Below are 25,674 nucleotides of genomic sequence, written 5' to 3'. Positions count from 1 at the left end.
GGTTAGGAGGCTTGATTAAGCCCGATGATCAGACGGATGTGGTTGCGGTCATCGACCGTCGAGACTTGGAAAAGCGGCTCACCTGGTCGATCAAGGGCGCGAACGCTGTCCTGCTTCCGAAGCACGATTGCGGGATGTTCTGTGCGGTCAATGTGGAGGGCCGCTTTGCCGGCTGCGATCCGCGAATGCAGGGAGCGACCGCCATTGACATCAAGCGGGCTGGCCGTTTCGTCGCCCGTCCGCAGAACCGCCATGATGACGAGTTGCGGTCGATCCGGATCGGCCTTGCCGTTATTCATCGGAGAGAGCCGAATGCGCTCCGCATACCTCTGGTCAACACCAGACACAACCGCGTCACGCGCGGCCGAAAAGGAAGAAGCAATCGGCATGGCAATCTCCAAGGAGTGTGCCCGGCCGCCATTGGCGACCAGGCGCTTGTTGATGATCAGTTGGTCTTGAGCTGCACCAGGCAATCAGGCTGCTTGCAGATGGCAAGCATGTTGGATTGAGACTTCATTTCGAGGCCGGTTCCATGTTTCAGCGTCTCGGTAGAGATGAAGATCGAGCCGTCTTCGCCTTCCGTAGGCGCCTGATTGACGCGGTCGATATGATAGGCCGGGCCATCATAGGTGCGGAACATCGATTGCGTGCCGGTCGGGTAGGCCGTGCCGCTGTTATCGTCCACATTCTTGACCGTCGAAATAGAGCCATCATTCGCCTTGACCGGCAGACCACCCTTGTATTCGCGGAAGAGAATGTCGCCGAATTCGAAGACGCGGCCCCAATTGCCGCCGAGGCGCTCGCGTTCAAGCGTTGTGTGAAGGCCTGAATTCTGCGCCTGCACCCAAAACTTTTCGACCTTCGAATGCGAAATCAGCTTCGAGAAAAATTTCGTATCGACCACGGCTTCCACCGCGCCGACCGTTTCACCCTTGGCGTTGCTGATGATGTGGTCGCTGGCTTCCTCGCACTTGGCGCGGACATCGGTTCCAGCCGTGCCAAGCGCAAAGTCGATTTCCTTCTTTTCAACACCGAACGTGTCGTAAAGATTGTAGAGCACCCGTAGTTTGCCGTCCTTGATTTCGCCGCGGAGCATGCCAAGCCGCAGAAACTCGCGGGTGATGGCGTGGTTCTTGCGGATGATGACAAGCTTGCGCTCAAGTTCGGCATCGAGCGATCGCTCGGTAATCTCGCCGTTGACGACTTCCAGTAGCCCGTCGATATCGCCGACAAGGATGTTTTCGAAGTGCGTGAAATGCGGGATTGCGATGATGATGCCCTTCTGTTCATCATCATCGGCAACTTCACCAGGCGCACCCGGTTCCTGATGCGAGAGAACCACAATCTGGCCTTCGCGAAAGTCGATGCGAACCATGCGCGAACGCTTCGGCTCGCCTGGCGCAATGTTCAGCGCATTGAGAAGGCCGAAGGTGCTCGGCAGTTTGTTGACCTCGTCAGTGAGTTCAACGTTGGAGTAAGGCAGCAAGATTTCAGGCATTGCCGATTGTTCCTTGTGAAGAAAAAGGCGCAGGACATCGCGTCCCGCGCGCGCAGGCTGAAAGGCCGGCTATTGTTGAAAAGGGTGGATCAGGCGCGCAGGATCAGGCCGAGGCGGTCTTCGATATCTGCGATGGCAGCGGTCTTTTGCGCGTCGGTCGCGCCTTCAGGCCAGACGATGGAAGCGCGGTTGAGAACCGAGAAGCGGCGGGAATAGAGCAGGCCATCAACGCGGTCCACGCCGTCCGGCGCTTCGCAATCTTTCAGGCAAACGCCGTGAACGATCTGGCTACCGTCCGTCGCGGCCGGGTCCCATGCGACCAGTTTGCCGAGCTTGTCACCGGCCGGCGCTTCTTCAGTTCCGGCGATCCGGCCGACGAGCTGGCCGAGCTTGACCAGTCGGGCTTTACCGCCAGTGCCGCCAAGCAACGTACCAACGGCGCGCGAGATTTCGGGATCTACTTCCTTCTTCAGCAGCGTGGACATGCCGGGGGTCTGCTGGAATTTCATAACAGGCAAAGTGCCCATGGTTCTTTCCTTTCGAAAGGAATTGGAGTTTCAGGTGTGGCGCGCGGAGCCGCTTATTTCTTCATCTTGGCGGCGCGGGCATCCATCCGGGCAGACAGACCGCCCTTGGCTTGCGGTTTGCCGTTCGGCTCGCGGTTCAAGCCTTCGGCATTCATCATGCGCTTTGGCGGCTGGTATTCCTGCTCGCCGGCGTCGGCGTCGGCCTTGGGAGCAAAGGAAAGAGTTGCCTTGGCGGCTTCGACGCTGTTGCCCGAGTTGAACAGATGTTCGGCAAGGGCCTCACGGCCCTTTGCCTCTTCCAGACCCATGATTGCCGAGCGGCGTTCAAGGGCTTCCTTGACGGCGTTGTCAGCCGAGGCTGTGAGTTTTGCGACCTGGTCTTTCAGACCGTTAACTTCGGTTTCCAAGCGATCCGCGCGCTCTTTGTCGGTAGCCATTTTGATGTCCTTTGCAGGGGTTGTTGTTGCAGGCTCGGGTGGATGGACTGACGCCATCGACCAGTTCTTTGTTTTTGCCAGCGCCACCAGTTTTTTGGGGGCTTGAGCAAACAGGCCATAATCAAATGCCGCGACCGTCTTGGCCTTTCCGGTCGCCGTTGCATCGGCAAAGCCTTCGGCAACCGCCTGATCGGGCGTGTACCAATGCTCTGCCTTCATGATGTCGCGGCACTCCTCCGGGCTTTTGCCCGACTTGGCGGCGTAGACGCGGGCATAAGACGTTGCCAAAGCTTCGAGCGCTTCGATTGTCTTGCTGTGTTCTCCGGAGTTGCCGAAGGTGTAGCCGCTTGGATCGTGGATCATCATCACGGAGCCGGCCGACATGGTGACGGTCGCGCCCGCCATTGCGATCAGGGACGCTGCAGAAGCGGCAATTCCCTCGACGATGATGTTGGTAACGCCGGGGCGCGCCGTGAACAGCGCATGGATCGCAGCGCCTTCCGTGGCAACGCCACCGCCTGAATTCAGATGCACGTCGAGTTCGGACTCGGCGTCAATCTGCGAGAGGGCAACGATCACGTCAGCAGACGTAAAACCGTCTTCAAAGTAATAGTCGCCGACATAGCCGGAAAGCCGAAGCTTTCCGTCTTCAACAATTGCAGCCATTTGGGATTGCCTTAGTAGGGGCGGAACCGACCGCTGATAGCGTGCCGCCGTGGTTTGGGTTGCTCGCCGCGCGCAATCTGGCAATTGCGGATGGCTTCGTTTAATGCGCGTTGCACCTGGTCGAGCGACGCCGTGGAATAGCGCATCATGTCTTCGCCGAAGCGGCCTTCCGTCATCATTTCGCCGGACAGCAACGCTTCTTCGACCTTGCGAAGTTTGAGGGCGCGGGCGCACCAATCGACTTTCAACGGGTCTTCGATATCAGCCATCAAGCGGCGTCCTTTACTGGATCTCGGTTACCGGTCGCAGCCGCCCCAAGCGGCCCGCCACCCCCGCCTTGCGAGCGGCCAAACGGATGCGGAACGCCTGCGGCTTCGAACATCTTCTTTTCGATGCCAAGCTGCTCGATTTGCTCTTCGCCGTTCTTGCCGGCCTGAGCGCATTCGTCGTGGAAGGTGGATATTCCAGTTTCCAGCCGAATTTTGACGGCAAGCGCTGCCTTGTAGTCGTCGGCCGATGGCGCAGCCGGTCCGCTCCATTCAGACTGGTAGACGCTTTCGCGGTCCCGGCTGAAGGCTGCATATCCACCCTTGAACGGAATGATCTTGCGAAAGATCATCTCATCAAGCCAGCGCTCAAAAACAGCTTGAAGGAACGGGGCAACGACCCGCGAGCGCCGCCGCATGACGATAGGCCAGATGGTGGCGACGGCCATGCGAACCGACGAATAGGAGGCGTTGGAATGATCCATTGCCAGCGCCTCGTATGTGATACCGAGGCAGCGGGCGATTTCCTTCAGGAGACTTTGGAAGAACGGCAGATATTGCGATCCAGGCGTTGCGGCCGAGTGCATCTCGAATGTCTCTCCCGGTCCAAGATGATTGATGCGGCCGGACTCAGACATCGAAATGCCCTTGTTCTTCAGGGCATCAATGCGATTGCCCCAAACATCCATCAAGTCTTGCTGCAGGTCGCCGATGAACCCTTCCCAATCACCTTCAAAACCCTTGGGAGCCTCCATGTCAGAAAGCGTCCGGATGGCGTCAAAAGCGGTTTCGCTGGGTTCAGGACTTTTGATCGTTGCAGCGAAAATGGTCTGTATCAGCGCCGTGGCAAGCGTGGCATCCGCGAGCTGATCTGACTGTGCGATGACCTTCAGCGCCGGCGCAATGACCGAAACTCCGCGCGGGCTATTGAGGTTGGCAGCGCGGTCCATGACGTGAATAACGTCAGCGCCGTCAATAATGCGATCAGTTTCAACGCCGTTCTTCCGGACGCGGAACTTGTAGCCAATCGCCCGGTTGTGTTCGTCATGGTAGACGCCCTGATCAAGCCCCTCGCTTTCATTGGTTGTGCGCTGACAACGGTGCGAGGCCAGAATGGAAACCTTCAGGCCAGTGGTCAGGCCGAGGCGACGCTGCACATCGAGCGGCAGTTGATCGAGAACGGCAAAGCCTTCACCCGATGCAAGATAGCTCCGCGTGAGCGCTTCCGCCATATCGGCAATCGTCGCCTTACCGGCAAGATCGCATTCCTTCGGATTCCAGGCATAGCGCCGCCAAAACCGCTCAACATTTCGGCACCAAGCCGAGGCCTGTTTTTTCGAGTAGCCAAAGGCTTGCAGCTGGGAGCGCAGGTTCAGTTTCAGTTCGTCTCCGATGGTGTCGGTGATGATCTGTTCGACTGCGCCCGATATCCAGCCGCTGTTTTGCATGAAGTCGAAGGCGAGCGCCGAGGCGCGTTCGGCCGACTCGCGAACATCGAGCCGGGCATCGCGCGTCACGGCGCGGCGCATGGCAAGGGTTCCTGCCGTGTCGCCGCGCAGATACCGCGCAGTCATCTTTCGCGCCAGCGGCTTGTTTGCGGCCGGGGCTGACACCCGAACCGAATTTGCCTTGACGCGATGGCGAGGTTTTTCACTCAAGAGTATGACCCCCAACGTTTGCGCTGACGCGGCTGCTTGCCGGTTGCTTGCGCTGGTTTCGGTTGTTGCTTGCTGAAGGGGCTTTCGTCGGCCAGGTCGAACAAGTCGTTGAGCTGTTGCGGTTCGCCGTGAAGGTCACGGATCAAATCGGCCCAGCGGTCTGTTGTCAGCCGGCGCTTGTTTTCGAGGTGCCAGCCAAGCGCGTAGGCGTAAACGGTCACGTCAAACCAGTCGTTCTGGCGACCGTTGATCTTCTTCCATTTGCGCCCGGCCTTCGGATTAACCAGCTTTTTGGAGCCACGCTTCAGGCTGGTGCGCGCCTCTTCGGCCTCATCGACCAGCCGTTCCGCCGTCAGCTCCTTCGCGAAATCAGTGTCGCAAAGGTTGGCGGCAAAATGGATGGTTCCACGCGGCCACTGGCTATCCTCGCCGACGCCCTGAACCAGATTGGCGAGAGCGGCAGTCACGGCCGTTTTCACATCGTAGAGGCCGACTGGATAAAGCTGGACTTTGGCAATCACCCTTTTTCGATGATCCTTGATATCCTGCTTTTTCGGAGTGCCGAGCCAAGGCAGGCCGACAGGTTCGCGGCCATCGAGAGCAAGAACATTTGGACGGCCGGCGCAGAACCGGTAAACCCGATCCGTCGCCCAACCGGTATCGACGCCGGAAAGGTCAATACCTTTCTCGTTCCCGCTCGGCGTGACGTACGTTCGCGAAAGCGCATCGGAAAGCTTGATCCAAGGTTCGTCCGACTTGTCGGGCGACCCCTCGAAAACTTCGCGGTCGATGAGGCAATGCTGACCGCGTGGGCCGATAGCATAGACGGCCCACTTGATGCCGTAGCCTTGAACGTCAGCAGCGGACACCAGCAATGCCGCCCATTCAGGGATGACATTGTTCGGAATGCCTTCGGAGCGTGCGGCCTCAACGATCTTTTCATGATCGATTTCCTCGCCACCCGGATCATAGGGCAATGCCAAATCCTGCTGGTAGAACGCTTTCATTTTGGTGGTGTCGCCTTGGGCCGCCATCCATCGGCCCCAAATGTCAGCCCACCTTTCGCGTGGCGCATATGCGGACCAAAGCTGATAGCTTGGCTCCCACTCCCGGCATCTGCCTTCCTTTACGGGACAAAGCCATTTTGGAAGGTCGGCTGGATCAATCGCCAACGGCACTGGATCGTTACCCTCATGGACACGGCGCGGAATCCAGTGCGCCTGTTCTTCCATCCTCCGCTTGTGACCGTCGAGCATCGGCTCATCACACCTGAGGCAGCGCATGTGAACCGGCAAGCCGCGATCCGGATCAGGTCCGCGCATCATGTCAAATTCGAGCGCCTGATAAGTCCCACAATGCGGACAGGGCACATATCGATAACGATGGTCGCCCGCCTCGAAATCTTCGGTAATGGCGCATTCGCCGGCGATGCCGGGTGTCGATCCTTGCCATTCCTTGGCAAGATCGCCGTACATCTTTTGACGTGCGCGCGCCTGGTCGCGAGGGCTACCGCGACCGTCCACGTCTTTGGGATAGCCCGTGACCTCATCCATCGCCAGATACTTGATGGACACCATCTGCAAGCCCTTGGAAGAACCTGCGTTGACGATCTGGCAAAAGCCACCGGCATAGCGCTTGAACGCGGACGTGCTGCCCTGTTCGTCCCGGCTGTTGACCGGCATCACCTTGTGAGAAATGCGCGGCGAAACCTCAATGGTTGGCTGCAACTTGATGCGGTTAAACTTCGTGGCTTCTTCCAGCGTCGGCAGCACGATCATCATCGAGCCAGGCGCTTGATCCACGATGAAGCAAAACCAGTTTTCGATTGCGGTCGACTTGCCGAGCTGCGCAGCCCAGCGGCATGTCACGCGCCGCGCCGGATGATCCGGATGCAGGCAATCTTGCGGTTCGCGAAGATACGGCACGCGGTCCGTCAGGAAGTCGCCCGGCCAGGGCGAACCCGACTCCGGCGAAACCTTGCGATACGCGTCTGAAAACTCGCTGATCGTCAGGTCTTCTGTCGGCCGGCTGGCTGCTGCCATGCCGCGAAACAGAACCAGTGCACCATGGGCAAGTTCTGGAAATCGTGCGCGCACATCGTGAATGGTCACCGCGATACCCGTCCTTGCTGGTTACTGGACGAGTTCACCGCCCTCCGCTTGGCGCTTCAGCGCTTCAAGCTGTTTTGTGACCTGGTCGTTGAAGGTCGCCAGACCGAGTTTCGCGAACCCTTTCAGGGCAAGGCGCACGGCCCGTTCGTCCCAGCCATACTTGAGCGAGAGCGTTGCCGCTTCCGGCTCGATGGCGCGTTCGAAAGCGCTCTGCATCAGAGCGACGGCATCGCGGCCGGCCTGATCGACCTCGTCAACGACAGTGAGTTCGCCTCGCCGTTTGGCGAGGTCCATTTCCTTCAACTCGGCGTCGGCGAGCGCTTTGCGCGCGTTGCCATCTGCCTGCGTTTTGTTGCGGGAGTGAGCACCGCTTGATGCTGGTGCCGGGCTGGCAGGGCTGCTGAAGAGCGTGCCGGCCGGGGCGGAACGAATGCGAATGTTTCCGGATCGATGTTCGACCAGGGCGACATAATCGACCTTGTTCGACTTTCCGTCTTCACGAAGCGGCAACGCTTCCGCGTGCTGCTTCAGGTAACGGGAGAGCGTCGAACGGTCCACTTTGTCGCCGTCTTGCGTCAATCGCGCTGCCGCTTCCGTGATGGAAATCCAGTCTTCGTCCATGAAATCCATCCGTGCAGCGTGCGTGCACCGTGCGTGTATGCGTGTACCGCTTTTCGAAAGTGCAACTAGTGAAATCCCGCAGTACCCCAGTCCCGTATGGTCGTTTTTCTTCGAAAACGGTCCCTAAATGGGGGGAGGGGGTGCTCCCCCAGAAAGGAGGAAGGGGCAATGGGTCAGGGGACCAGCTTGTCGAGCACCGCCGAAACACGTTGGTCGAGCAGTGGAGCGGCGACCTGATGGAAGGCAGCGGCCGTTGAGCCCGTGGACATTTCCACCGGAATGAAGACACCCGACCGGGCGAAGGTAATCTTACTGCCCGACGAATTCAGCCGGTAGTAAACGTGCCCGTTGAACTTTGGAACATCCTTGCGATCCGGGAATTTCCCGCCCCGCATGAATGATCCCGGATAAAGTGTCGCCTTGCCTAATGGCCTTGCTACCACACCACCGGGCGTTTCCTTTGGTCGCAGATACTTGAGGCGGATGTTTCCGCCACGCGTGATCATGTCATAGACATACCGACCGGGCCTAGCGGCCAGAGGATTGCCAATCGCTTTGACGATGACGGCGCGCGGTAAGCCGGTTTGCTTCGTCAGGTTCCGGATCACAACTGTTTTCGAGCGGTTGCCCACCTGGTTGACGATGCGGGGCAAGACTTTCGGGAATTGCGCATTCAGCGTTTGAAGGCGCTTGCCGTACTTGGCAAGGTTTCTGTCGGCCCATCGGGTTGTGATGATACCAGACATGGCCACGCCTCCAGGAAACAAACCCGTCATAAATGCAAAAAGGCGACCGGGTTAAGGTCGCCTTTGCCAAGTCCGCCGATGATATAGCTGTCGCACTGGCCTTGAATCGGTCTCTCCGGAGAGAGGATCAAGGCAGGGTCTACCCGGCATACCCGCGTGGGAGGTTTTAAACTCCACTCGCCGGTCGAGACCGACGCGCTTGCACAGGATCAGTAGATCATCCTGTGCTATGCATAGTCACAACTGTTCGAGCAATGCAAGAGAGGTTTCGACTGGCGTGATCGCACCGAACATCTCCACGGCGACGATAGCACCACTCGCAATCCGCTCTCCGTCAACCACCTTGTCCTTGCGCAGTTTGGTGACATGGCCAGTGAAACCGGCAAACGGGCCACTGCTAAAGCAAACCCTGTCGCCACGCCGGAAGCTCTTGCAACGCTCCAAATCAAGGTCAAGCTCCTGAGTACCGAAGAGCTTGAATCGATTCATTTCCTCGTCTGATACACGATGCGGCGTGATCATGCCGCCAACGAAGCCCGCCACACCTTCCAGTCGGGCAATTCCGCAGACTGCGGCGGGAGAATACACGATGTTGACCAGCACATAACCGGGCATCATCGGGCGCAAAACATCATGGATGACGCGACCACGAACGACCTGTTTGCCGCAGTTTTCCATGGGCAAAAAAGTTTTTACACCGGCTTTGCCAAGGGCGTCTTCAACAACTTTTTCCGCCTTGTGCTTCGTCTCGACAACGAACCACTCGCGTTTTCCCGGCTGATTCTCCGCCGCCATTGAAAGCATGGTGACGTTGAGCCGCTTCGTGTTCTGCATCTGGTCAAACAGCGATGCGAAACGCGTGAGGTCATAAATCTCCGGGTTGATCGGATCGATGGCAGCATAGATTTTCACGTTATGCATCATTGGAACGGCCCTCGTTGATGGAAGAAAGGAAAAGGGAAAGCGCAGCCTCAACTGCGGTATCGAGATCATCCGCCCCGTCATCGACAGGCGGGAAGTAGACCCATTCGGGCGAGTATTCGAGGAACGGCCAGCCGTTGCGGTTATGCAGATCGGCCCAGGCAGCGAACAGATCGCTATCGCGGTGGACCTGCCGGAAGTTTTGCACGACAGGCAACAAGGCAAGCGACGTGGTGTAGGGTTCACGCCTCCGGGCATGGTCGCGCATGGCGTTGACCATCGGCCAACCGTTGTCCCGGCGCTTGTCGCTCATAAGCTGTTCGCGAGAGACAACGCCCTTTGCGATCCGAACTTCGTCGAAGCTGGTCAGGTGCAAAGGTCCGGTTGGCTCTTTGGACAAGGCTTCAAAGCGCGTTCCCATCCAGAGCTTGCCGCAGACCTTGGCAATGCCACGCGTCTGAACAGGCTCAGCAAGTGCATGCTCCGGCAGATCACGCCAATGATGGTTTTTGAGGTAAACCGCCGCAGCCATCAGGTCAGCAGGCTTGGCCCAACGAAGATAGGCGGGTGTCCGCTCCACGCATTCGGTCCGATCTTCTGGTGAAAGGGCGAACCATGCATTGCGAGCGAATTCAACATCACCCTTCTTCCACGTCGCAAACCAGAGCGTGAAGGCGTGCTCAATCTTTTTTCGATCAGCCTTTTTCAAAACTCCCTCTTCCGCGCCAGCGGCTGGAGAGTTTTCTGGAATGTTAGTTGGAAGATTCTTATCTTGGTGGAACTCCTCCACCACCTTCGGGTCGTCATTTCCACCACCTTCGGGAACCATTTCCACCACCTTTTCAGGCGAACGTGGTGGAACCGCTCCACCACCTTCTCCGGTGTTGGCATCGGCAGAACGCGGTGGAGGATTTCCACCACCTTCATCATCCTTGGAATTTGCGGCAGTGCCAGACAGGTCACGGCCCGGCCAGCGCGCCACGTATTCGTTCCGCTTCCATTTCTGGCCGCGAAAACCGTGCTGCGTGACGACGATCCAACCGCTTTCTTCGGCGATTTCGAGGTGTTTCAGAACCGTCTTCTTGTCGAGGCCAGTCAGGTCAACAAGTTCGGAAATCGGCGGGTAGCATGAACCGCCGGTCGCATCCATTTTCAGGCCGAGAGTGTGCAGCACAAGCCGCGTGATCGGTGGTAGGCCGGATTTCCCGACCGCATGCCGCCAAGACCATGCGCGCGACATTGCGCCGTGATCGGGTTCTATCACCGTACACCGCCTTTCCGCGCCACATCACGCAGGAAAGAGCGAACAGCATGCACGCCTAGAACGACCGTATGCGGCAATCCACCGTCCGGCAGACGGGTGGCGTTTATGGCGGCGAATTCCAAGTCCAGAGCATCCACGCCAAGCGAGAATTGCGCGGCCTGCAAGACGCGACGAATGGCAGCATGATCGCGATAGATGACGCCCTGCGGCGCGCGCAAGAGCCAGTCGGCGCGCTCCGCATCTGTCTGGCAATCTGCCAGAAGTTCAACAATCGGCATCAGGTCACTCATCGGCCAATTTCCCGCTCAACCTTGCGCGCCAGCACGCGGAAGCTGTCCATTTGCTTGGAAAGGTCGGCATGGGCCTGCTTCTGCGCTGCTGCGGCTTTTTCGGCGGCTGCGCAGGACGTTGCGTAGGCGGCAAACGCCGCGTCGATACGTGCCGTTTCCGTCAAAAACTCATCGAAAAGCGGGTTAGACCCTGCCGGACCGAAGAACTGTTCGCGGACCTGCGACACCCAATCTCGCGGCACGCCGAGATCCTTTGCAACGGCTGCATCTGTCCAGGGCGACTTATAGGCTTCCTTGCCGTAAACTTCGTCCAGCTTGTCATTGATGATGCGCCGGTCTTCGCGGCTCAGGTCGCGGGGCTTGTCGGCAATCGTCGCTGTTGTGTCCGCCATGGCAATCTGTCCTTTACGCTTGGAAGGGCTTGCATGGATGGGGCAGAAATCCTTGCGCGGACTGTTGCCGACCACCCATCCCTTGTTCTGGAAATGCTGTGTTGCCGCACTTGGCGGCTTGCGATTGAGCCCGGTTTGATGCGGGAAATAGGCGACGCCCCCGCAGCAGTCGCACGTGATCTGCATGGCCTTCGTGGTCTTGTCGCCGTAGGGAATGGAGACTTCTGGAAAGGTGCGATCGGTCACGCGGAAACCTTTCTTTTTTTGAACACGTCGAAATCCTTCCGCAGTTCGATAAAGACCGACTGCGTGCGTTCGTCCGTGTTGATTTGAGATGTGCTGGTGATGCCAAGAAGGCTTTTCAGGACCGTTTCGGCCTGCGTTCCGTCATAGATCGCACGCGTCTTGTCCCGCATTTCAAGGAAGCGATGGAATGCCTTATCGGCGCAAAGGGTCGCAGCCTGGGCGGCGAGATCATCACAGAGCAGCTGGCCTTGTCGCGGCTGTTTGCCACCATGACGGACACGCATGGCCTCATAGGACGCGAGGCGTGCACGGGCGGCGCTTTCGGCCTCACCATTTCCGGCGGCGATAGCTGCAGCAAGTCGAAGCTTGGCCGTGTGGATGACCGGTCCGAACCGTTCCGTTTGAACGGCCCCAAATCGAACTGCAAGAACACGCTTCGAGGTGGCAATATCGAAATGAATCCAACTTGCGTTCCGGTGCTTTCCGAATGAAAGAACGGGATGGCCTTGAATCCATCTACGCGGCACGCCGATACGGTCCGCCATCGCAAGCAACTCGTCATCCGAATCCGCCCACATGTGGCACATCACCATGCTGCCAAACGGCGCGCGCATATCGTCAACGTAAACGCTCATGCTGCCACCTCAAGCGCGTACCCGCCCCATTGGATGGCCATCGCATCAGCTATTCCAGGTGAGGTCTGCGAGCGGATTTTCCAGCGATCCGCGCCGGGTGATGCCCGATGCACGACCGACCATCGCTTATGCTCATCTGTCCCCGCCTTTGGCGGTACGAGCCGGTTTGTGGCAACAAGCGGCGGCAATCCGCGAAGATAGAACGACGTCGCCTTGAAAGTGGGATCGCCGAAGTGCCACGGCTGGACTGTTTGCGCGGCCTTATAATAGTTGCGGATACGCTCTTTCGCGTAACGATGCATCACCGGGTTTTCGACCGCAACGCGTTCGATAGGGGCATTCCAGCAATCGGAAAACAGTGCTGCCCCCTCATCGAGAAGCCGCCACATGATGAGAAGCTTCTGTTCGCGGGAAAGCGACTTCCAGACGCCGCGCTCCATCGGGGTGGCTTCATTAGGGGCATTCGTTGGAGGTTCTTTGAGCCAACGGACACCCGAGTTGCAAAGCCGTGTGCAAGGTGGATGCATGACGGCCAGCAAATCCCAGCCTTCATTGAGAAGCTGGCGGATATCGCAGACTATGTGCCTGTTACTGCCGTCATCTGCTGGCAGCAGATCGCAAGACCAAACATCGTGGCCGAGTTGTTGGAACGCGCGGCGAACAATCCCGGAAGTTTCACAGCCAATAAGAATTTTTAGCGGCTGCACGGGCTTGAAATGGGAATTGGAGAAGCAAACGCTCATGCCGCCTCGCTTTCCGCCTGCGCGATTTCCTTCGGCTGAAAATCCTTCCAGTCCACGCGGCGAACGATGGTTGCGCTGCCGTAACTTCCGGCCTCGTCACGCTCCCAGACGAACCACGCCGTATTCATGCGGCTGCTGGCCTTATTTCCCTCCCATCCGTCGCGGTGCATCATTGGAAGTCGGCGCTTGAAAACGTAGACACGCGCGGGCGGGCAATCGTCCAAGACGAAATTGCGGTCATCGTCCGCGAACCCGCAAAGGAAATTCAGGTTGAGCAAAAGCGCCATTTTGCGCGGCTTGTAGACGCGCAGTGCGTAGGCCACGAATGCGTTCAGGTCATCGCCATATGGCGGATTGGTGACGATATCGTAAGAACCGGCTTCGTCCGGCTGCGAGGTCAAGAAGTCCTGCACCGCCTGCAATTCGCCATTGCTGTCCGCCGTGCCGTAGTCGTTAATATCGGCCAGCACGACGCCGTAGCGAAACGCTTCCAGCATGCGCGCGATGGCACCGCGCCCGCAGGCGGGTTCCAGCACGCATGCGGTAAATTCTTCCAGCGCCAGCAGCGTAAACATTGCTTCCGGCGGCGTCTCATAGAGGTTCGCGCCGCGCTCTTCCTTTGTGGCGGTGGCCGTGCCGACAGCCGCGCGAAGATTGGCTTTGGTCGGCTCAAGACCGGCAGCAAGCCGCGCCTGAATAGCCCGTTCAACAATGCCGGGTTCGCGATGTTCTGCCGCTGCGAGCTTGCGAGCGTCGTGGATTTCCTTTCGGGAAAGGCCGGTATCGTTAGACGTAAAACCGTTTCCATCGGGAACGGTTTTCGGCCTTCCGCCGACTGAAGCTTGACCCGCCGCCTGTGCCTCGTCCCATTTATCGGCAATCAGGATTTTTGCTCGGGCTTCGATCAACAGCGCGTCGGCCTGCATGCGCCGCGCCTTGGCAACCAGCTTTTCGGTTGCGCCGATCTGTTCGGCGAACTGCGCGGCGGTCTTCGCCTGATTGTAGGCGACTGATGCGACGATGCGCGCGTTGATGATGTCGCCTTCATCCAGCAGCGCCCGCGCCCGTTCCACCGTGGCGACCAGCCCGGAAGCGTCGGCGACCGACACTACAGCGGTTTCCGTCTCGTGTTCCGGCATATCGCCCGGCTCAGCTATGCCTTCCAGCATTGCCAGCATTTCGCGGGCGCGGTCGGTCGGGTAATAAGTTTTTCCGTCCTTCTTATCGCGCGTCAGATAACCATTGCTGACGGACTTGTTCGCACCAATGCTCTGCTGTTGCGTTTCGACCGTCACCACGCCATCGCGGACGGCGGCAGTGATAACGACAAGGGCGCTTGGGCCGGGTTTGGGGAGCTTGACTTGCTTATACGGGGCCATCAGTGCGCCCTCATCAAACGGTCAAGATATGCCTGCCCCAAACCGGTTAGCTTGGCGGTCTCACCCTCTGCGGTAAGGTGGAGATAACCGCAGCGGCGGCACTCTTCGGCAACAATATTAAGAGTGAGGTCCAGGGCGGATAAATCGACTTTTCCGCCCTCGAATTGCACATGTCGCAAAAAGCCCCTTGCACGGTCGGACAAGGGGCGTTTCATCAGTTGGTTGATGGCAGGGTCGGTCAGAAGCGTCATTCCGCACCTCCAACGACGCTAAGCCCGAACTTCTGACCACCCGAGGCTTTCACGCTGGCGAGGGCTTTACGGAAGGCAGCCAAGCCCGCTTCCAGTTCCGCAGCATCCCGGTCCATTTTCGTGGCTTCGGCTGGCGTTACCACCATGTCGACAATTGCCACCGCGCCGCCCGAGATCAAGTCACCAGCCTTGCGCACCATGTCTGAATAGGTGACGACGACGCATTTTTCGGTGGCGCGTTCGCCTTCCGGGTCCGACAGCCGCCGCCCGTTCAGTTCGGCCATTGCTGACGTAACGAGTGGCACCCCGCATTCGCTTTCCAGCGCATAAACAGCGTGCAGCGGCATCAATTCCGGGTCGGTCGCGTTGTTCATGCGTCCGATATGGCTCTTTGAAATCGAAGATATTTCCGCCGCACGCTCAATGCCGCCCGCGAGGCGGATAAGGTCACGTTGCGCGGCTTTGATGCGGTGAAACCATGCGTTTGAAATCATGAGACAATACCTTTCCCGCGCCGGGAAATACCCGGCGTTTTTCCCGTGGTGGGAATTGATCGAAGATGAGAGTTTCAGGGCGACAGAAAGTTACGGAGGCCCACATGCAGATTGAGAATTACCCGCGCCGGGCATCAGGAAATGAAGCGCTCCGGCGCGGGTCGCGGCGGGCTGGGAGGAATGCCCGCGCGAAAGGAGAACAAGGCCAATCATTCTGCGGCCTCGCGACGAACGGATTTTTCCGCGACGTCAAGCCAGTCCATTACCCTCTGGTAGGTGCGGATATTGAAGCTCAATCCCGACTGGACACGGGACAGAAACTTGCTGTCTCCCACCGCCGCAATACCGATAGCGGAAAAGCTTGTACGCCCGGCTTTCGCGTACGCGTCAGCGCGAGAAATCAGGCTATTGCGAATATCGCTTTCGGTGATGATGCTACGGTCGGTCATAACGCCATATTCGGGATTCATCCCGAATTGTCAAGGGATGCTTCCCGATGGACGTGAATATCGAGGCTATGCGACAAGAGCCTATGGAAACGTCGCTGCAAAAACGTCTTAAATTCCGAATGGATATGCTCGGGATGAATGCTTTCGAGACTGCAAACAAAGCAGGCTTGGGGCCGAGTTTTGTGCGCGACATTCTGCGTGGCAAATCTCGCAATCCAACCGTTGAAAAATTGGAGAAGCTCGCAGCGGCACTCAATACGACTGTCGACTGGTTTCTAGGCGATCCCGAGGCGGGCGCGGTCCCTGATACGCTGACAAGCGCCGTTAGCCGCGCTGAAATTGAGGGCATTGTGGTTAAGGGAGATATTCAGGCAGGCACATGGCTTGATATGTCGATTATTGATGACGACCCAGATCAGAAAGAAATGATTCCTGTAGCGCGCGATCCGCGTTTTCCTTACGCAAAACAGTACGGTCTGCGGGTTAAAGGCGACTCTATGGATCTAGAATACCCCGATGGAAGTTATGTTTCTGTCGTGGACTATGCGGACAGCGGGATTTCCATGAAGGCGGGCCTCACTGTGCACGTAGAGCGCAGAAATGGTCATCTTGTTGAGGCCACACTCAAGGTCATTGAACTCACCCCGGAGGGACAATTGCTATTGTCGCCCAGGAGCAGCAATCCGAAGCACCTTCCGCTACGACTTGAGGGTGATGCCGGAACTGAAATTGTAATCTGCGGGGTAGTAACAGGAAGTTACCGACGCACAGCCATATGATTTGCTATCGCAAGATAGCGGTCTCCTCCCGAAACTCAGCAAAACAAGACAGCCGCATCGATGCGGCTTTTTTGTTGCCGTCTATTCGGGATTAGTGCCGGCGTCCCGAAATTCGGGACTCATCCCTTGACTTCGGGATCTGTCCCGAATACGTTCCCTCCATCCTGACCGTTAAACCCCTTGGCGGTTTGGGAAGCATAGCCGGGCGGCGCGCACCTCGAACATATCCCGTCGCCCGGCTCCCCACAGACGGATGGAGAACGGGAATGCACATCAAGACGGCTAACGACAATGAACTGACACAGGCGATGGCAGATGCGATTCTGCGCGTTGGTGATGGCTGCACCAGGACCGACCTGCGTGAATGGTTTTTAGAGGCAGAAATCACGCGTTGCGGCAATGCCGCAATTGCCCGCGCCCACGACATGAGCATCGAAACCAAGCGCATCGCGGCCTGAGCGTCCGCTCCGGTTACCGTCTCGTACGAGGCGGTTTCCCGAACGGATGACAGGAGATCACCGCATGTTCACCATTTCCCCGATCATCACCAACTCGCCAGCAGGTAACGAGGTCCGCGTTCTGCAGACCATCGTGGGCGTATGCGCCGCAGCCCTTCTTACGGCCAGCTACGCCGTCGCAGCCTTCTACTTCTGAGCACCGCTCAGACACGGCCACACTCACCAGCAATCAAGTTGCCACCGGAGGGAGAACATGAAACAGCAGCAATCCGAGAGCCAGACCGAAGCGCGACAGCCGTTGTTTCGGGTCCGCTTCTATGACGGCTTCACCATTACCACGACCGCCGCCAACGCCCTGCGCGCCGAACAGAAGGCCCGCCGCCATCGTCCCGGCTTTGTCGAATCCGTCCGCATCATCAATGGAGTTCACTATGCGAAGTGATGACGTGTTCCGCTTTTTGATGGCGCATGACTGTGACCGCCAATGACTAGCCCTGTCGGGAATATTCACACGCTACAAGAGGCTGCGGCCCATCTGCGCATGACTAAACGTCACGTCGCTAAGGTCGCACGCGAACACGGATTTTGTAGCATATCGGGTCGTGACATGCTGTTCAGCGATAGCGATCTTCAAAACATTTGGAACATACTTCGATGCCCCTTAAACTCACCCAAAGAAAAGGTTCGGACGTCTGGTACATCAGGGGTACGGTCAGAGGAAAAAGCGTTTTCGAGTCTACTGGCACACGCGACCGCGAAAGCGCAGAGCAAATCCGCATCAAGACCGAGGCGGACCTACTGACGGAGAGCATCCACGGAAAGAAGGCTCTCATAACATTCACAGAAGCTGCCAACGCTTACATAAAAGCCGGTGGATCGTCACGCTTCCTTATCAAGATCGCGAAGAAAGACGGCGTGGCCTCGGGACTTGTTCCCCATTTCCGAAACAAGATGCTGAAAGACCTCACGCAAAGGGACCTAGACGACGCAGCCGACAAGCTGTTTCCTACGGCCTCCCCGGAAACCAGGAATCGGCAATGCCATACGCCATTTATTGCAGTCTGGAATAATGCTGTCACGAACCTTTGGGCTGAGCCGCGCCAGTGGAGGCGACCGCGCGCGCCAAAAGGCACCAACGTTGTAAGATCGACAAAGACGAGGGCGGGTACAAAGCCAACCACGTATGATCGAGCATCCCAATTTGTTGCGGAAATGTCGCCAGCCGCTGCGCAGGTTATGACCGCGCTTTTCTACACCGGTATGCGCCCGATTGAACTTTTCGTTTTGCGGGCCGAAGACGTGAACGTTCAAGACCGATGGATAACAATTCAATACAGCAAGACAGGAGAGCCGCGTGGCGTTCCGATGCACGAGTTCCTTGTGCCGTTATTCACTGCATTGCAGGTGAGGGGCGGCGCAGTATTCCGCACCCACAAGGGCGAACCATACCCGCCAACCGATGAATTCGGAGGGCAGATTTCCTCCGCAATCACTGGCGCGCGCCGTCGCCTCAAAGAGCGCGGCATCATCATGACGGATATTTCGCCCTACACCGCGCGGCATACAGTCTCGACGCAGCTCATCATCAACGACGTTCACCCATACAAAAAAGACCAGATCATCGGCCATGCTGCAGACGACATGAGCCGCCACTACACCAACATTCCCCAACAGCCCTTGATTGACGCAATCAACACGCTCCCGGTTCCCCAACTCTGGCGCGACCTACATTGGTGGGTCGAGCCAGTCTATTGGTCGCGCCGGCTGGTTAAGTGGGGGAAATCCAAGGCGACGATAACGAGAAGCGCCAAATGATTAAACGTTTGTTGAAGGCACATTGATGCTCAAGTTAGAGCAAATCCTCAAGCGTGACCTCTTCCTTCTCTTCATCGTCAAGCGGTGGCGAAACTTGGAGTTTGATCATTGCGATCTTCCGCCACCTAGAAGCTTTTATTTCGTCATCGATAGAAATTGAAAGCGAAAGCGAGCCTGAATGCTCCGGCGTAATGCCTAAGCCCGTAGGTGTTAGGACCAATGCAGACTCTTCGGTTGGGCTCTCCACTTCGATCTCACGGTCAGCAAAAACCGTCTGGCCGTGGCTGTCTTCGAACTCGGCTTTGAATCGTAGCTGATGCGGACCCGGACTAAGACCATCGATCTTAATCCAATTCGCGAAGAACTCTGTCTCGCCGTGATCCACGAACGCGACGCCCGGATAAACACCAACCAAAGTAAACTGACCACTTTGCTCTTGACGAATATCTTCGCAGAAAACCGCGCTGATCGTCAGTTGGTCCATGATAAACATCTCTTGCTTACGGGTCGCCGTGGCGCGTTATAGCGGACGATCACAACATTCAGTTTTGCTTTTTCCACAAAGCATGTCGCATGCCGCATGTTTGCTCGCGCTTCATCTTCCGGCCAATACGAGTCAACGTTAAGGAAGCGCCCATCTATAGCAAATAGGAGCTTTGCGATTGTATCAATGGTCCAGTTTCCTGGCGCACCCAATAGCCTCGAGATCTGAGCAGGGTCTTTGCCCATCCTCTTCGCTAAAAGAGCGTTGCTAATCCCCGACTCTATGCAGTTTCGCACGACGAGGTCGAATACTTCGGCGCGCGCGTTCTCTGTCACATAGCCAAGCGCACGTGGCGAGATCGCTTCACTATCGACCGGCTTAGCCAATTCTAAATTGCTTTGAGACATGGTCCTGAACTCTATCTGATACTATTGGCTCATGATCAACGAAGTGCGTTTTCCATTGTTCCTTGCACCTGGCAACTTCGGCGCGAAAATCCATTCCCTCCCTCGGTCCCCACGTTAAAAGGACAAGGACGTCCGGCATTGCAAACCCTCCAAATACGCGCACTGCAGGATTTGGGTCTGTGATCCTGAAATCAACAATCCCTTCGTGCACTGGGTCGACTCTGGCGATCCAGCTCACGCTTTTCTTGTCGTGGGGATTAACTCCGAAAGTAAGATATGATCCATTAGAAAAGCGGTCGAACAACGCCAACGTCCGACCAGCGACTTGGTGGAATTTGGTTTCAAGCTCTTCATGGCAATCTACAAACCTCTGGACCTGCGGACCTAAGAAAATGTGCCGCTCAACAGTGAACGACCGACGCACCGGGACGTGCAATCGAAGTGGCCCACTCTGGCCGGACAGCTTCTCTAGCGCATTTCTTATTGACATATATGTCAACATTTCCCGATTAACAAGAGATTAAGATTTTCCGATTGGGAATCATTTTCTATGAAACACTTACATAACTCATGATGATTCGCATTTAGTTTTAAAACGTGAGGTTGTCTCTGGAGTAAGTGCTCAAAGCCAGACCTGAGAAGCTTGTGCAAAATTCGTGCAGTTCACGCAACACGAAGCGAATTGTAAGGGTAGCGCTTAAACTTAGAATGTGCCGTTCAGAACTTTGGTAAGGGAGAGGCCGAGAGTTCAAATCTCTCTAGCAGCACCATTTCCCCAGAATATTCAATGCCTTGTTGAGTTTTCCGCAATTGCGGATGTCGTGTGGTGTGATGCATTTCGCAACGCCCGTTACGATTATTCATTTCTCACTTTCCCCGAAGCGTGGATGATTTCATCGTTTTTGATCCGCGTCGGAACGGCTGTCGGTCTACAGCTTTTACTGTGCGTTGATGGCGTTCATCCCTCCAAAACGCGAAAACCGCGCTTCTGGGAAGCGCGGTTTCCGTAACCGAGATAGTCTGCTGCTGCCAGAGCGGGACGAAACCGCCCGTAGCCATTGGGCGCCGCTTACTGGCGGAATAGCTGCAGAATGTTCTCGGAATTGGTGTTGGCGATTGAGAGCGACTGGACCGCAAGCTGCTGCTGGGTCTGCAGCGCCTTCAGGCGGGTCGATTCCTCGTTCATGTCGGCGTCAACAAGGCGGCCGATACCGCTGTCGATCGAGTCGGTCAGCTTGGAGACGAAGTTTTCCTGCAGCTCGATGCGCATGGCGATCGAACCGAGTGCCGATGCTGCACTGCTGAGGTCCTGGAAAGCTTTTTCAACGTCAGTCAGGACATCGTTGATGCTGTAGGCTGGCGGTGCCGCATCATCGAAGACATTAAGGTCCAGTTCGAACAGGGAAATGGTTGATGCGTCGCCTGGCCTGCCGATAATACCGGTTGTGGTGTCGATGACACCGGCGGCATCCGTTCCGAACAGCGTGTTGGCGGGGCCGTCCACGTCCTCGGCATCCTTCAGGGTGTACTGCGTCTGCGTGACCGAGACATTGCCGTCGCCATCGCGGGTGAAGCCCGAAACGACGGTCTTTACACCCGCGCCGATCAGCCAGTTCTCGCCGCTGAAGGATGCGCCTTCGGCAATATTCTTGAGCTGCTCCTGAAGCTGATCGATTTCTTCCTGGATTTTCGACTTGTCGACGCCTTCTTCGGTCGCGGCTACGACCTTGGCCTTGATTTCTTCGACGACGTCAATTGTGCTTTCCATGGCGGAGTAGGCAACGTCGATCTTGGCAGCGCCGAGGCCCAGTGCGTCCTGGACGGCGGAGAGGGCCATGTTGTCGGAGCGCATGGTGGTCGCGATCGACCAGTAAGCGGCGTTGTCGGCAGCAGTGCCGACGCGAAGGCCGGACGAGACGCGTCCCTGGGTTTCTTCCATGCTCGCATCGATGGTGCGAAGGGTCTGGAGCGCGGCCATGGCGGCGGTATTGGTCAGAATGCTGGTCATTGAATTTGCCCCTACTTGGCTGAGGAAAAGGGACATCCCGGATGGCGGGGAAGGACGTAACGGCGTGATGCCTGTTAACCTCTTTTTCGTCTTGGTTAACCGATCCTTTCGATGGCCTCAGTTAAGGTAGGAATGGTTAACAAAGATTAAATGGAATTTACCGAAGTTAACAAAATGTGGCGGGTTAAATGAAAAAAGGCCGCGCAGATGCGCGGCCTTCTTCGATTTTTTGTTTTGTCGGTCCGATTAACGGAAGAGCGACAGAACGTTCTCGGAGTTGGAGTTGGCGATCGACAGAGCCTGAACGCCGAGCTGCTGCTGCGTCTGCAGAGCCTTGAGGCGGGTGGACTCTTCGTTCATGTCTGCGTCGACGAGGCGGCCAACGCCGGAGTCGATAGCGTCGGAGAGCTTCGTTGCGAAGTCTTCCTGCAGGCCGATACGCATGGACAGCGAACCGAGCTTGGCAGCGGCGCTGGTCATCTTCGTCAGAGCGGTTTCGACGGAGTAAAGCGCGTTGTCGAGATCAGCGCTTTCAACGTCGAGGTCGAGAACGGAGATCTGCGTGTAGGTAACAGCGCCAACAGTCTTGTCTTCGCCAACCGTGTTCAGGATGCCGGTGTCGGCAGTGATCGCACCGCTCGTTGCATCGACCGTGTAGAACATGGACGCCTTGTCCAGTTCGTAGTTTGTGGACTTTACGCTGACGTTGCCGTCGCCGTCGCGAACGAAGCCGGAAACAACCGTCTTGGTGGCGGCTGCATCGGATACCAGCCAGTTTTCACCGCTGAACGATGCGCCCGTGCCGATGGACTTGAGCTGGTCGAGAAGCTGTGTGACTTCTTCCTGGATCTTGGCCTTGTCAACTCCCTCTTCCTTGGCAGCGACAACCTTTGCCTTGATTTCCTTTACGACTTCGATCGCGGATTCCATACCGGCATATGCGGTATCAACCTTCGAAGCGCCAAGGCCAAGGGCGTCCTGGACGGCGGAGAGAGCCATGTTGTCGGAACGCATGGTGGTCGCGATAGACCAGTAAGCAGCGTTGTCCGAAGCTTCGCCAACCTTCAGGCCGGAAGAAACGCGGCCCTGTGTGGTTTCCATGTCCTGACCGATCGTGCGAAGGGTCTGGAGAGCGGACATAGCGGCGATATTGGTGATAATGCTCGTCATAGTAGTGTGCCCCTTGAATGGCTGATTAAAGAAGGGACATTCCGGGTTCACCGGGAACGGCGCGCAGCGTCATGCTTGCTAACTGGCTGATTTTTAATGTTAGCTCGCCGTTTCAATGAGCTTAGGTAACGCCAGGTTGGTTAATGAATTGATAAGTCAGGAAGACAAATCTGTTGTTTTGCAAAATGAAATTACAACCTTCGCGCGTGCGCGCGCGTAGTTCGAAATGCTTAAAAAAAAGATAAGGCCGCATCCGTATTCGGGATGCGGCCTCTCTTATGCATTCAGTCCGATTCAGCCTCTCGGACTTGTATGCTTTCTGTCCGGATATGCATTTGGTCAGCCCCCGAATGCATATTGGAAGAAATGGTTCCCCCAGCCCCGAAGGACTATGAGATGCTCGGCTCTTAACGGAAGAGCGAGAGAATGTTCTGCGAGTCGCTGTTGGCGATCGACAGAGCCTGGATAGCGAGCTGCTGCTGCGTCTGAAGAGCCTTCAGCTTGGTGGACTCTTCGTTCATGTCAGCGTCAACGAGACGGCCAACGCCCTGTTCGATGGTGTCGGACAGCTTGTCAGCGAAGTCGCTCTGCAGATCGATGCGCGAAGACAGCGAGCCGAGCTTGGCACCCGCGCTTGTCATCTTCGTCAGAGCGGTTTCGACGGAGTAAAGCGCGTTGTCGAGATCAGCGGTTTCAACGTCGAGGTCGAGAACGGAGATCTGCGTGTAGGTAACAGCGCCAACAGTCTTGTCTTCGCCAACCGTGTTCAGGATGCCCGAGTCAGCGGTAACCGTGCCAGCCGTAGCGTCAACGGTGTAGAGCATGGACGCCTTGTCCAGAGCGTAGTCCGTCGTCTTGACGCTGACGTTGCCGTCGTTGTCGCGAACGAAGCCGGAAACAACCGTCTTGGTGGCGGCTGCATCGGATACCAGCCAGTTTTCACCGTTGAACGATGCGCCCGTGCCGATGGACTTGAGCTGGTCGAGAAGCTGCGTGACTTCTTCCTGGATCTTGGCCTTGTCAACGCCTTCTTCCTTGGCGGCGACAACCTTTGCCTTGATTTCAGTGACGACGTCGATTGCAGCGTCCATACCGGCGTATGCGGTATCAACCTTGGCAGCGCCCATGCCCAGCGCGTCAGAAACAGCGCCAAGAGCCTTGTTGTCAGAACGCATGGTGGTCGCGATCGACCAGTAAGCAGCGTTGTCCGAAGCTGCGCCAACCTTCAGGCCGGAAGAAATACGGTCCTGGGTGGTCGACATGTCGGAAGCGATGGTGCGCAGGGTCGAAAGAGCGGCCATTGCGTTGGTGTTGGTGAGAATGCTCGCCATAATAAATGTGTCCCTTGTTTTTAACGAGATACTGGAGTGGGGACATTCCGGACTCGTATTACCGGCCACAACGTTTCGGCTTCATGCCAATCGGTTCAGAAATACTTGTTTCCAGAAACCAAATCCGCTGCGTGTGATCGGAATTTCGCAGCGAAAAATTGCGCAATTATTAATTTGGTCGTTAAGAAATACTCGAGAATACTTATGGTTACTGTTAAGTTTACTTAAGTGGTAAGTTTTTAATTTAAAACTATGGTTACCCAGCCCCTAGAGAAATTGGTAAGCAAGCCGTTAAAATGCAAAAACCCCGCAGCACTGGGGCTGCGGGGTTAAGAAACAGGGTTAATGGGTGTCAGTTCGGCACAGCGGCCGTTAATTGAACGATCTTACCAGGCTGCCAACAAGCAGGTTCCAGCCGTCAATCAACACGAAGAAAAGAATCTTGAACGGCAGCGAAATCGAGGTCGGCGGCAGCATCATCATACCCATGGCCATGGTGATGGTCGCGACGATCAGGTCGATGACGAGAAACGGCAGAATGATCAGGAAGCCGATTTCAAAACCGCGACGAATTTCCGAAAGCATGAACGCCGGAACCAGCACACGGTAGTCGATAACGTTCGCCGTCATCACTTCCTGTCCACGCTCACGGGCGATATCGACAAAAAGTTTGAGATCCTTGTCGCGGGTATTGGCCGACATGAAAGTACGGAACGGCTCAGCAATCCGCTCTACGGCTTGCTGCTCGTTGATCTGGTTCTGCAACAATGGCTGGACACCATCCGTCCATGCTTTGTCGAAGGTAGGCGACATGACGTAGAAGGTCATGAACATCGCCATCGACAGCAGGATCATGTTGGACGGCGTTGATGCGAGGCCCATGCCCGAGCGCAGGATCGAGAACGCGATCACGAAACGCGGAAAGCTCGTGACCATGATGAGAATGCCAGGAGCGACCGAAAGGACCGTCAGAAGTCCGAAAGTGCGGATAATCCACGCCGCCACCGAACCGTCGATCTGTGTGTTGAACAAATCAGACGGAAATTGCTGGGCGTTGGCAAGACCCGGCAAGGCGAGAAGGACGGCGAGGGTTACAAAAAATCGAATCATTCGATGACAAAGGTCCGGAACATGACCTTGGATACGCGCCCCTGTGAGCGCAGGTCAACTCGTTCCTGAATGTCATCCTTAAGATATTGAAAGCCGCGTGGCCCTTCGAGTTGCTGGAGAGACACAGTCCTTACATAGGCGAGGATATCCTGATGGATATCTTCCGCCAGACCGACTTCGACAGGGCCTTTGAACATGAGAGCCACTTCCAGCCGCACCCAGTTGGTCGAGGGGTAGGCGAGGTTGGTGGTGATCGGGTCGAGCTGGACGATGCCGTTGGCTTCGGCTGGAATTTTCGGGATGCCTTCTTCCTTGTTCTCGCCATGCCCGCCTGCTGCGGCCTGCTGATGGGCAGCGGCTGTGGCGCCGGAAATCTTCGGCGCCATCATTCCGCCCAGCACCCAGCCACCACCGCCGCCAAGAACGGTCAGGATGGCAAGGCCGACGATAGTCATGACCAGAGGCGACGACTTTTTCTTTTCCTCTGCCTGTGCATTGTCCATGGCTTAGGTCCGCTC

General features: G+C 56.8%; 31 protein-coding genes. 5 read left to right on the top strand and 26 right to left on the bottom strand.

Annotation, left to right across the window (positions count from 1 at the left end):
* Positions 1-2: 2 nt before the first annotated feature.
* The 19 genes from ACIQT8_RS14200 to ACIQT8_RS14110 form a co-directional block, all read right to left on the bottom strand.
* Complete coding sequence (locus tag ACIQT8_RS14200; protein ID WP_400966246.1) at positions 3-389, bottom strand: hypothetical protein; 387 nt, start codon at positions 387-389, stop codon at positions 3-5.
* 56 nt (positions 390-445) lie between these two features.
* Positions 446-1,498, bottom strand: a complete 1,053-nt coding sequence (locus ACIQT8_RS14195) for a major capsid protein (RefSeq protein WP_400966243.1) — start codon at positions 1,496-1,498, stop codon at positions 446-448.
* 89 nt (positions 1,499-1,587) lie between these two features.
* Positions 1,588-2,025 carry a head decoration protein gene (locus ACIQT8_RS14190; protein WP_400966241.1) on the bottom strand — a complete coding sequence of 146 codons (438 nt, stop codon included), beginning with the start codon at positions 2,023-2,025 and terminating at the stop codon, positions 1,588-1,590.
* Positions 2,026-2,078: 53 nt separating this feature from the next.
* Positions 2,079-3,128, bottom strand: a complete 1,050-nt coding sequence (locus tag ACIQT8_RS14185; RefSeq protein ID WP_400966238.1) for a head maturation protease, ClpP-related — start codon at positions 3,126-3,128, stop codon at positions 2,079-2,081.
* A gap of 11 nt (positions 3,129-3,139) precedes the next feature.
* Positions 3,140-3,397: a hypothetical protein gene (locus ACIQT8_RS14180; RefSeq protein WP_400966235.1), complete on the bottom strand. Its 258-nt coding sequence runs from the start codon at positions 3,395-3,397 to the stop codon at positions 3,140-3,142.
* Positions 3,397-5,052: a phage portal protein gene (locus ACIQT8_RS14175; RefSeq protein ID WP_400966233.1), complete on the bottom strand. Its 1,656-nt coding sequence runs from the start codon at positions 5,050-5,052 to the stop codon at positions 3,397-3,399. Before ACIQT8_RS14175 ends, ACIQT8_RS14180 begins: the two co-directional genes overlap by 1 nt.
* Entirely contained in the window at positions 5,049-7,163 is a 2,115-nt protein-coding gene (locus ACIQT8_RS14170; protein WP_400966230.1) for a phage terminase large subunit family protein, read from the bottom strand. Before ACIQT8_RS14170 ends, ACIQT8_RS14175 begins: the two co-directional genes overlap by 4 nt.
* A gap of 21 nt (positions 7,164-7,184) precedes the next feature.
* Entirely contained in the window at positions 7,185-7,784 is a 600-nt protein-coding gene (locus ACIQT8_RS14165) for a hypothetical protein (protein WP_400966227.1), read from the bottom strand.
* A 173-nt stretch (positions 7,785-7,957) separates the two neighbouring features.
* Complete coding sequence (locus tag ACIQT8_RS14160) at positions 7,958-8,530, bottom strand: hypothetical protein (protein ID WP_400966224.1); 573 nt, start codon at positions 8,528-8,530, stop codon at positions 7,958-7,960.
* 237 nt (positions 8,531-8,767) lie between these two features.
* Positions 8,768-9,451: a transcription termination/antitermination protein NusG gene (locus tag ACIQT8_RS14155; protein WP_400966386.1), complete on the bottom strand. Its 684-nt coding sequence runs from the start codon at positions 9,449-9,451 to the stop codon at positions 8,768-8,770.
* Positions 9,444-10,715, bottom strand: a complete 1,272-nt coding sequence (locus tag ACIQT8_RS14150; protein WP_400966222.1) for a helix-turn-helix domain-containing protein — start codon at positions 10,713-10,715, stop codon at positions 9,444-9,446. Before ACIQT8_RS14150 ends, ACIQT8_RS14155 begins: the two co-directional genes overlap by 8 nt.
* A complete protein-coding gene (locus ACIQT8_RS14145; RefSeq protein ID WP_400966219.1) occupies positions 10,712-11,005 on the bottom strand; it encodes a hypothetical protein in 294 nt (97 codons plus the stop codon). The genes ACIQT8_RS14150 and ACIQT8_RS14145 overlap by 4 nt, the downstream gene beginning before the upstream one ends.
* Positions 11,002-11,643: a hypothetical protein gene (locus tag ACIQT8_RS14140; protein WP_400966217.1), complete on the bottom strand. Its 642-nt coding sequence runs from the start codon at positions 11,641-11,643 to the stop codon at positions 11,002-11,004. The genes ACIQT8_RS14145 and ACIQT8_RS14140 overlap by 4 nt, the downstream gene beginning before the upstream one ends.
* Positions 11,640-12,278 carry a DUF4031 domain-containing protein gene (locus ACIQT8_RS14135; RefSeq protein WP_400966214.1) on the bottom strand — a complete coding sequence of 213 codons (639 nt, stop codon included), beginning with the start codon at positions 12,276-12,278 and terminating at the stop codon, positions 11,640-11,642. The genes ACIQT8_RS14140 and ACIQT8_RS14135 overlap by 4 nt, the downstream gene beginning before the upstream one ends.
* Entirely contained in the window at positions 12,275-13,021 is a 747-nt protein-coding gene (locus ACIQT8_RS14130) for a hypothetical protein (protein WP_400966211.1), read from the bottom strand. The genes ACIQT8_RS14135 and ACIQT8_RS14130 overlap by 4 nt, the downstream gene beginning before the upstream one ends.
* Entirely contained in the window at positions 13,018-14,400 is a 1,383-nt protein-coding gene (locus ACIQT8_RS14125) for an SAM-dependent methyltransferase (protein ID WP_400966209.1), read from the bottom strand. The genes ACIQT8_RS14130 and ACIQT8_RS14125 overlap by 4 nt, the downstream gene beginning before the upstream one ends.
* A complete protein-coding gene (locus ACIQT8_RS14120; RefSeq protein WP_400966206.1) occupies positions 14,400-14,651 on the bottom strand; it encodes a hypothetical protein in 252 nt (83 codons plus the stop codon). The genes ACIQT8_RS14125 and ACIQT8_RS14120 overlap by 1 nt, the downstream gene beginning before the upstream one ends.
* Positions 14,648-15,145 (bottom strand): hypothetical protein, encoded by a 498-nt coding sequence (locus tag ACIQT8_RS14115; RefSeq protein WP_400966203.1) that lies wholly within the window; start codon positions 15,143-15,145, stop codon positions 14,648-14,650. The genes ACIQT8_RS14120 and ACIQT8_RS14115 overlap by 4 nt, the downstream gene beginning before the upstream one ends.
* Positions 15,146-15,354: 209 nt before the next feature.
* A complete protein-coding gene (locus tag ACIQT8_RS14110; RefSeq protein ID WP_400966200.1) occupies positions 15,355-15,594 on the bottom strand; it encodes a hypothetical protein in 240 nt (79 codons plus the stop codon).
* Positions 15,595-15,641: 47 nt separating this feature from the next.
* Between ACIQT8_RS14110 and ACIQT8_RS14105 the strand changes: the two genes are divergently transcribed.
* The 5 genes from ACIQT8_RS14105 (at position 15,642) to ACIQT8_RS14085 (ending at position 18,646) form a co-directional block, all read left to right on the top strand.
* Positions 15,642-16,373 (top strand): LexA family protein, encoded by a 732-nt coding sequence (locus tag ACIQT8_RS14105; RefSeq protein WP_400966198.1) that lies wholly within the window; start codon positions 15,642-15,644, stop codon positions 16,371-16,373.
* Positions 16,374-16,639: 266 nt separating this feature from the next.
* The gene (locus ACIQT8_RS14100) at positions 16,640-16,831 is read left to right on the top strand and encodes a hypothetical protein (protein WP_400966195.1); all 192 of its coding nucleotides are present in this window, start codon (positions 16,640-16,642) and stop codon (positions 16,829-16,831) included.
* Between the two features lie 64 nt (positions 16,832-16,895).
* On the top strand, positions 16,896-17,027 hold the full coding sequence (locus ACIQT8_RS14095; protein WP_400966192.1) for a hypothetical protein: 132 nt from the start codon (positions 16,896-16,898) through the stop codon (positions 17,025-17,027).
* Positions 17,028-17,084: 57 nt separating this feature from the next.
* Entirely contained in the window at positions 17,085-17,273 is a 189-nt protein-coding gene (locus ACIQT8_RS14090) for a hypothetical protein (RefSeq protein WP_400966189.1), read from the top strand.
* Positions 17,274-17,485: 212 nt separating this feature from the next.
* Positions 17,486-18,646, top strand: a complete 1,161-nt coding sequence (locus tag ACIQT8_RS14085) for a tyrosine-type recombinase/integrase (protein ID WP_400966186.1) — start codon at positions 17,486-17,488, stop codon at positions 18,644-18,646.
* Between the two features lie 34 nt (positions 18,647-18,680).
* Here ACIQT8_RS14085 and ACIQT8_RS14080 read toward each other — a convergent pair whose 3' ends face one another.
* From ACIQT8_RS14080 to ACIQT8_RS14050, 7 genes are all read right to left on the bottom strand, one after another.
* A complete protein-coding gene (locus ACIQT8_RS14080) occupies positions 18,681-19,130 on the bottom strand; it encodes a hypothetical protein (protein WP_400966184.1) in 450 nt (149 codons plus the stop codon).
* Positions 19,118-19,537, bottom strand: a complete 420-nt coding sequence (locus ACIQT8_RS14075; protein WP_400966182.1) for a helix-turn-helix domain-containing protein — start codon at positions 19,535-19,537, stop codon at positions 19,118-19,120. The genes ACIQT8_RS14080 and ACIQT8_RS14075 overlap by 13 nt, the downstream gene beginning before the upstream one ends.
* Before the next feature lie 1,069 nt (positions 19,538-20,606).
* Positions 20,607-21,545: a flagellin gene (locus tag ACIQT8_RS14070; protein ID WP_400966179.1), complete on the bottom strand. Its 939-nt coding sequence runs from the start codon at positions 21,543-21,545 to the stop codon at positions 20,607-20,609.
* A 246-nt stretch (positions 21,546-21,791) separates the two neighbouring features.
* Entirely contained in the window at positions 21,792-22,715 is a 924-nt protein-coding gene (locus tag ACIQT8_RS14065; protein WP_400966176.1) for a flagellin, read from the bottom strand.
* A 407-nt stretch (positions 22,716-23,122) separates the two neighbouring features.
* Complete coding sequence (locus ACIQT8_RS14060; protein WP_400966173.1) at positions 23,123-24,046, bottom strand: flagellin; 924 nt, start codon at positions 24,044-24,046, stop codon at positions 23,123-23,125.
* Between the two features lie 372 nt (positions 24,047-24,418).
* A complete protein-coding gene (fliP, locus tag ACIQT8_RS14055; protein ID WP_138794557.1) occupies positions 24,419-25,156 on the bottom strand; it encodes a flagellar type III secretion system pore protein FliP in 738 nt (245 codons plus the stop codon).
* Complete coding sequence (locus ACIQT8_RS14050; protein ID WP_400966169.1) at positions 25,153-25,659, bottom strand: flagellar basal body-associated FliL family protein; 507 nt, start codon at positions 25,657-25,659, stop codon at positions 25,153-25,155. Before ACIQT8_RS14050 ends, fliP begins: the two co-directional genes overlap by 4 nt.
* Positions 25,660-25,674: the final 15 nt, after the last annotated feature.

Origin of the sequence: Agrobacterium sp. NPDC090273, from assembly GCF_044772305.1 — a bacterium.
Lineage (GTDB): Bacteria > Pseudomonadota > Alphaproteobacteria > Rhizobiales > Rhizobiaceae > Agrobacterium.
Note: the sequence above shows the minus strand (reverse complement) of the source record. Positions and strands in the feature narration are given on the sequence as shown.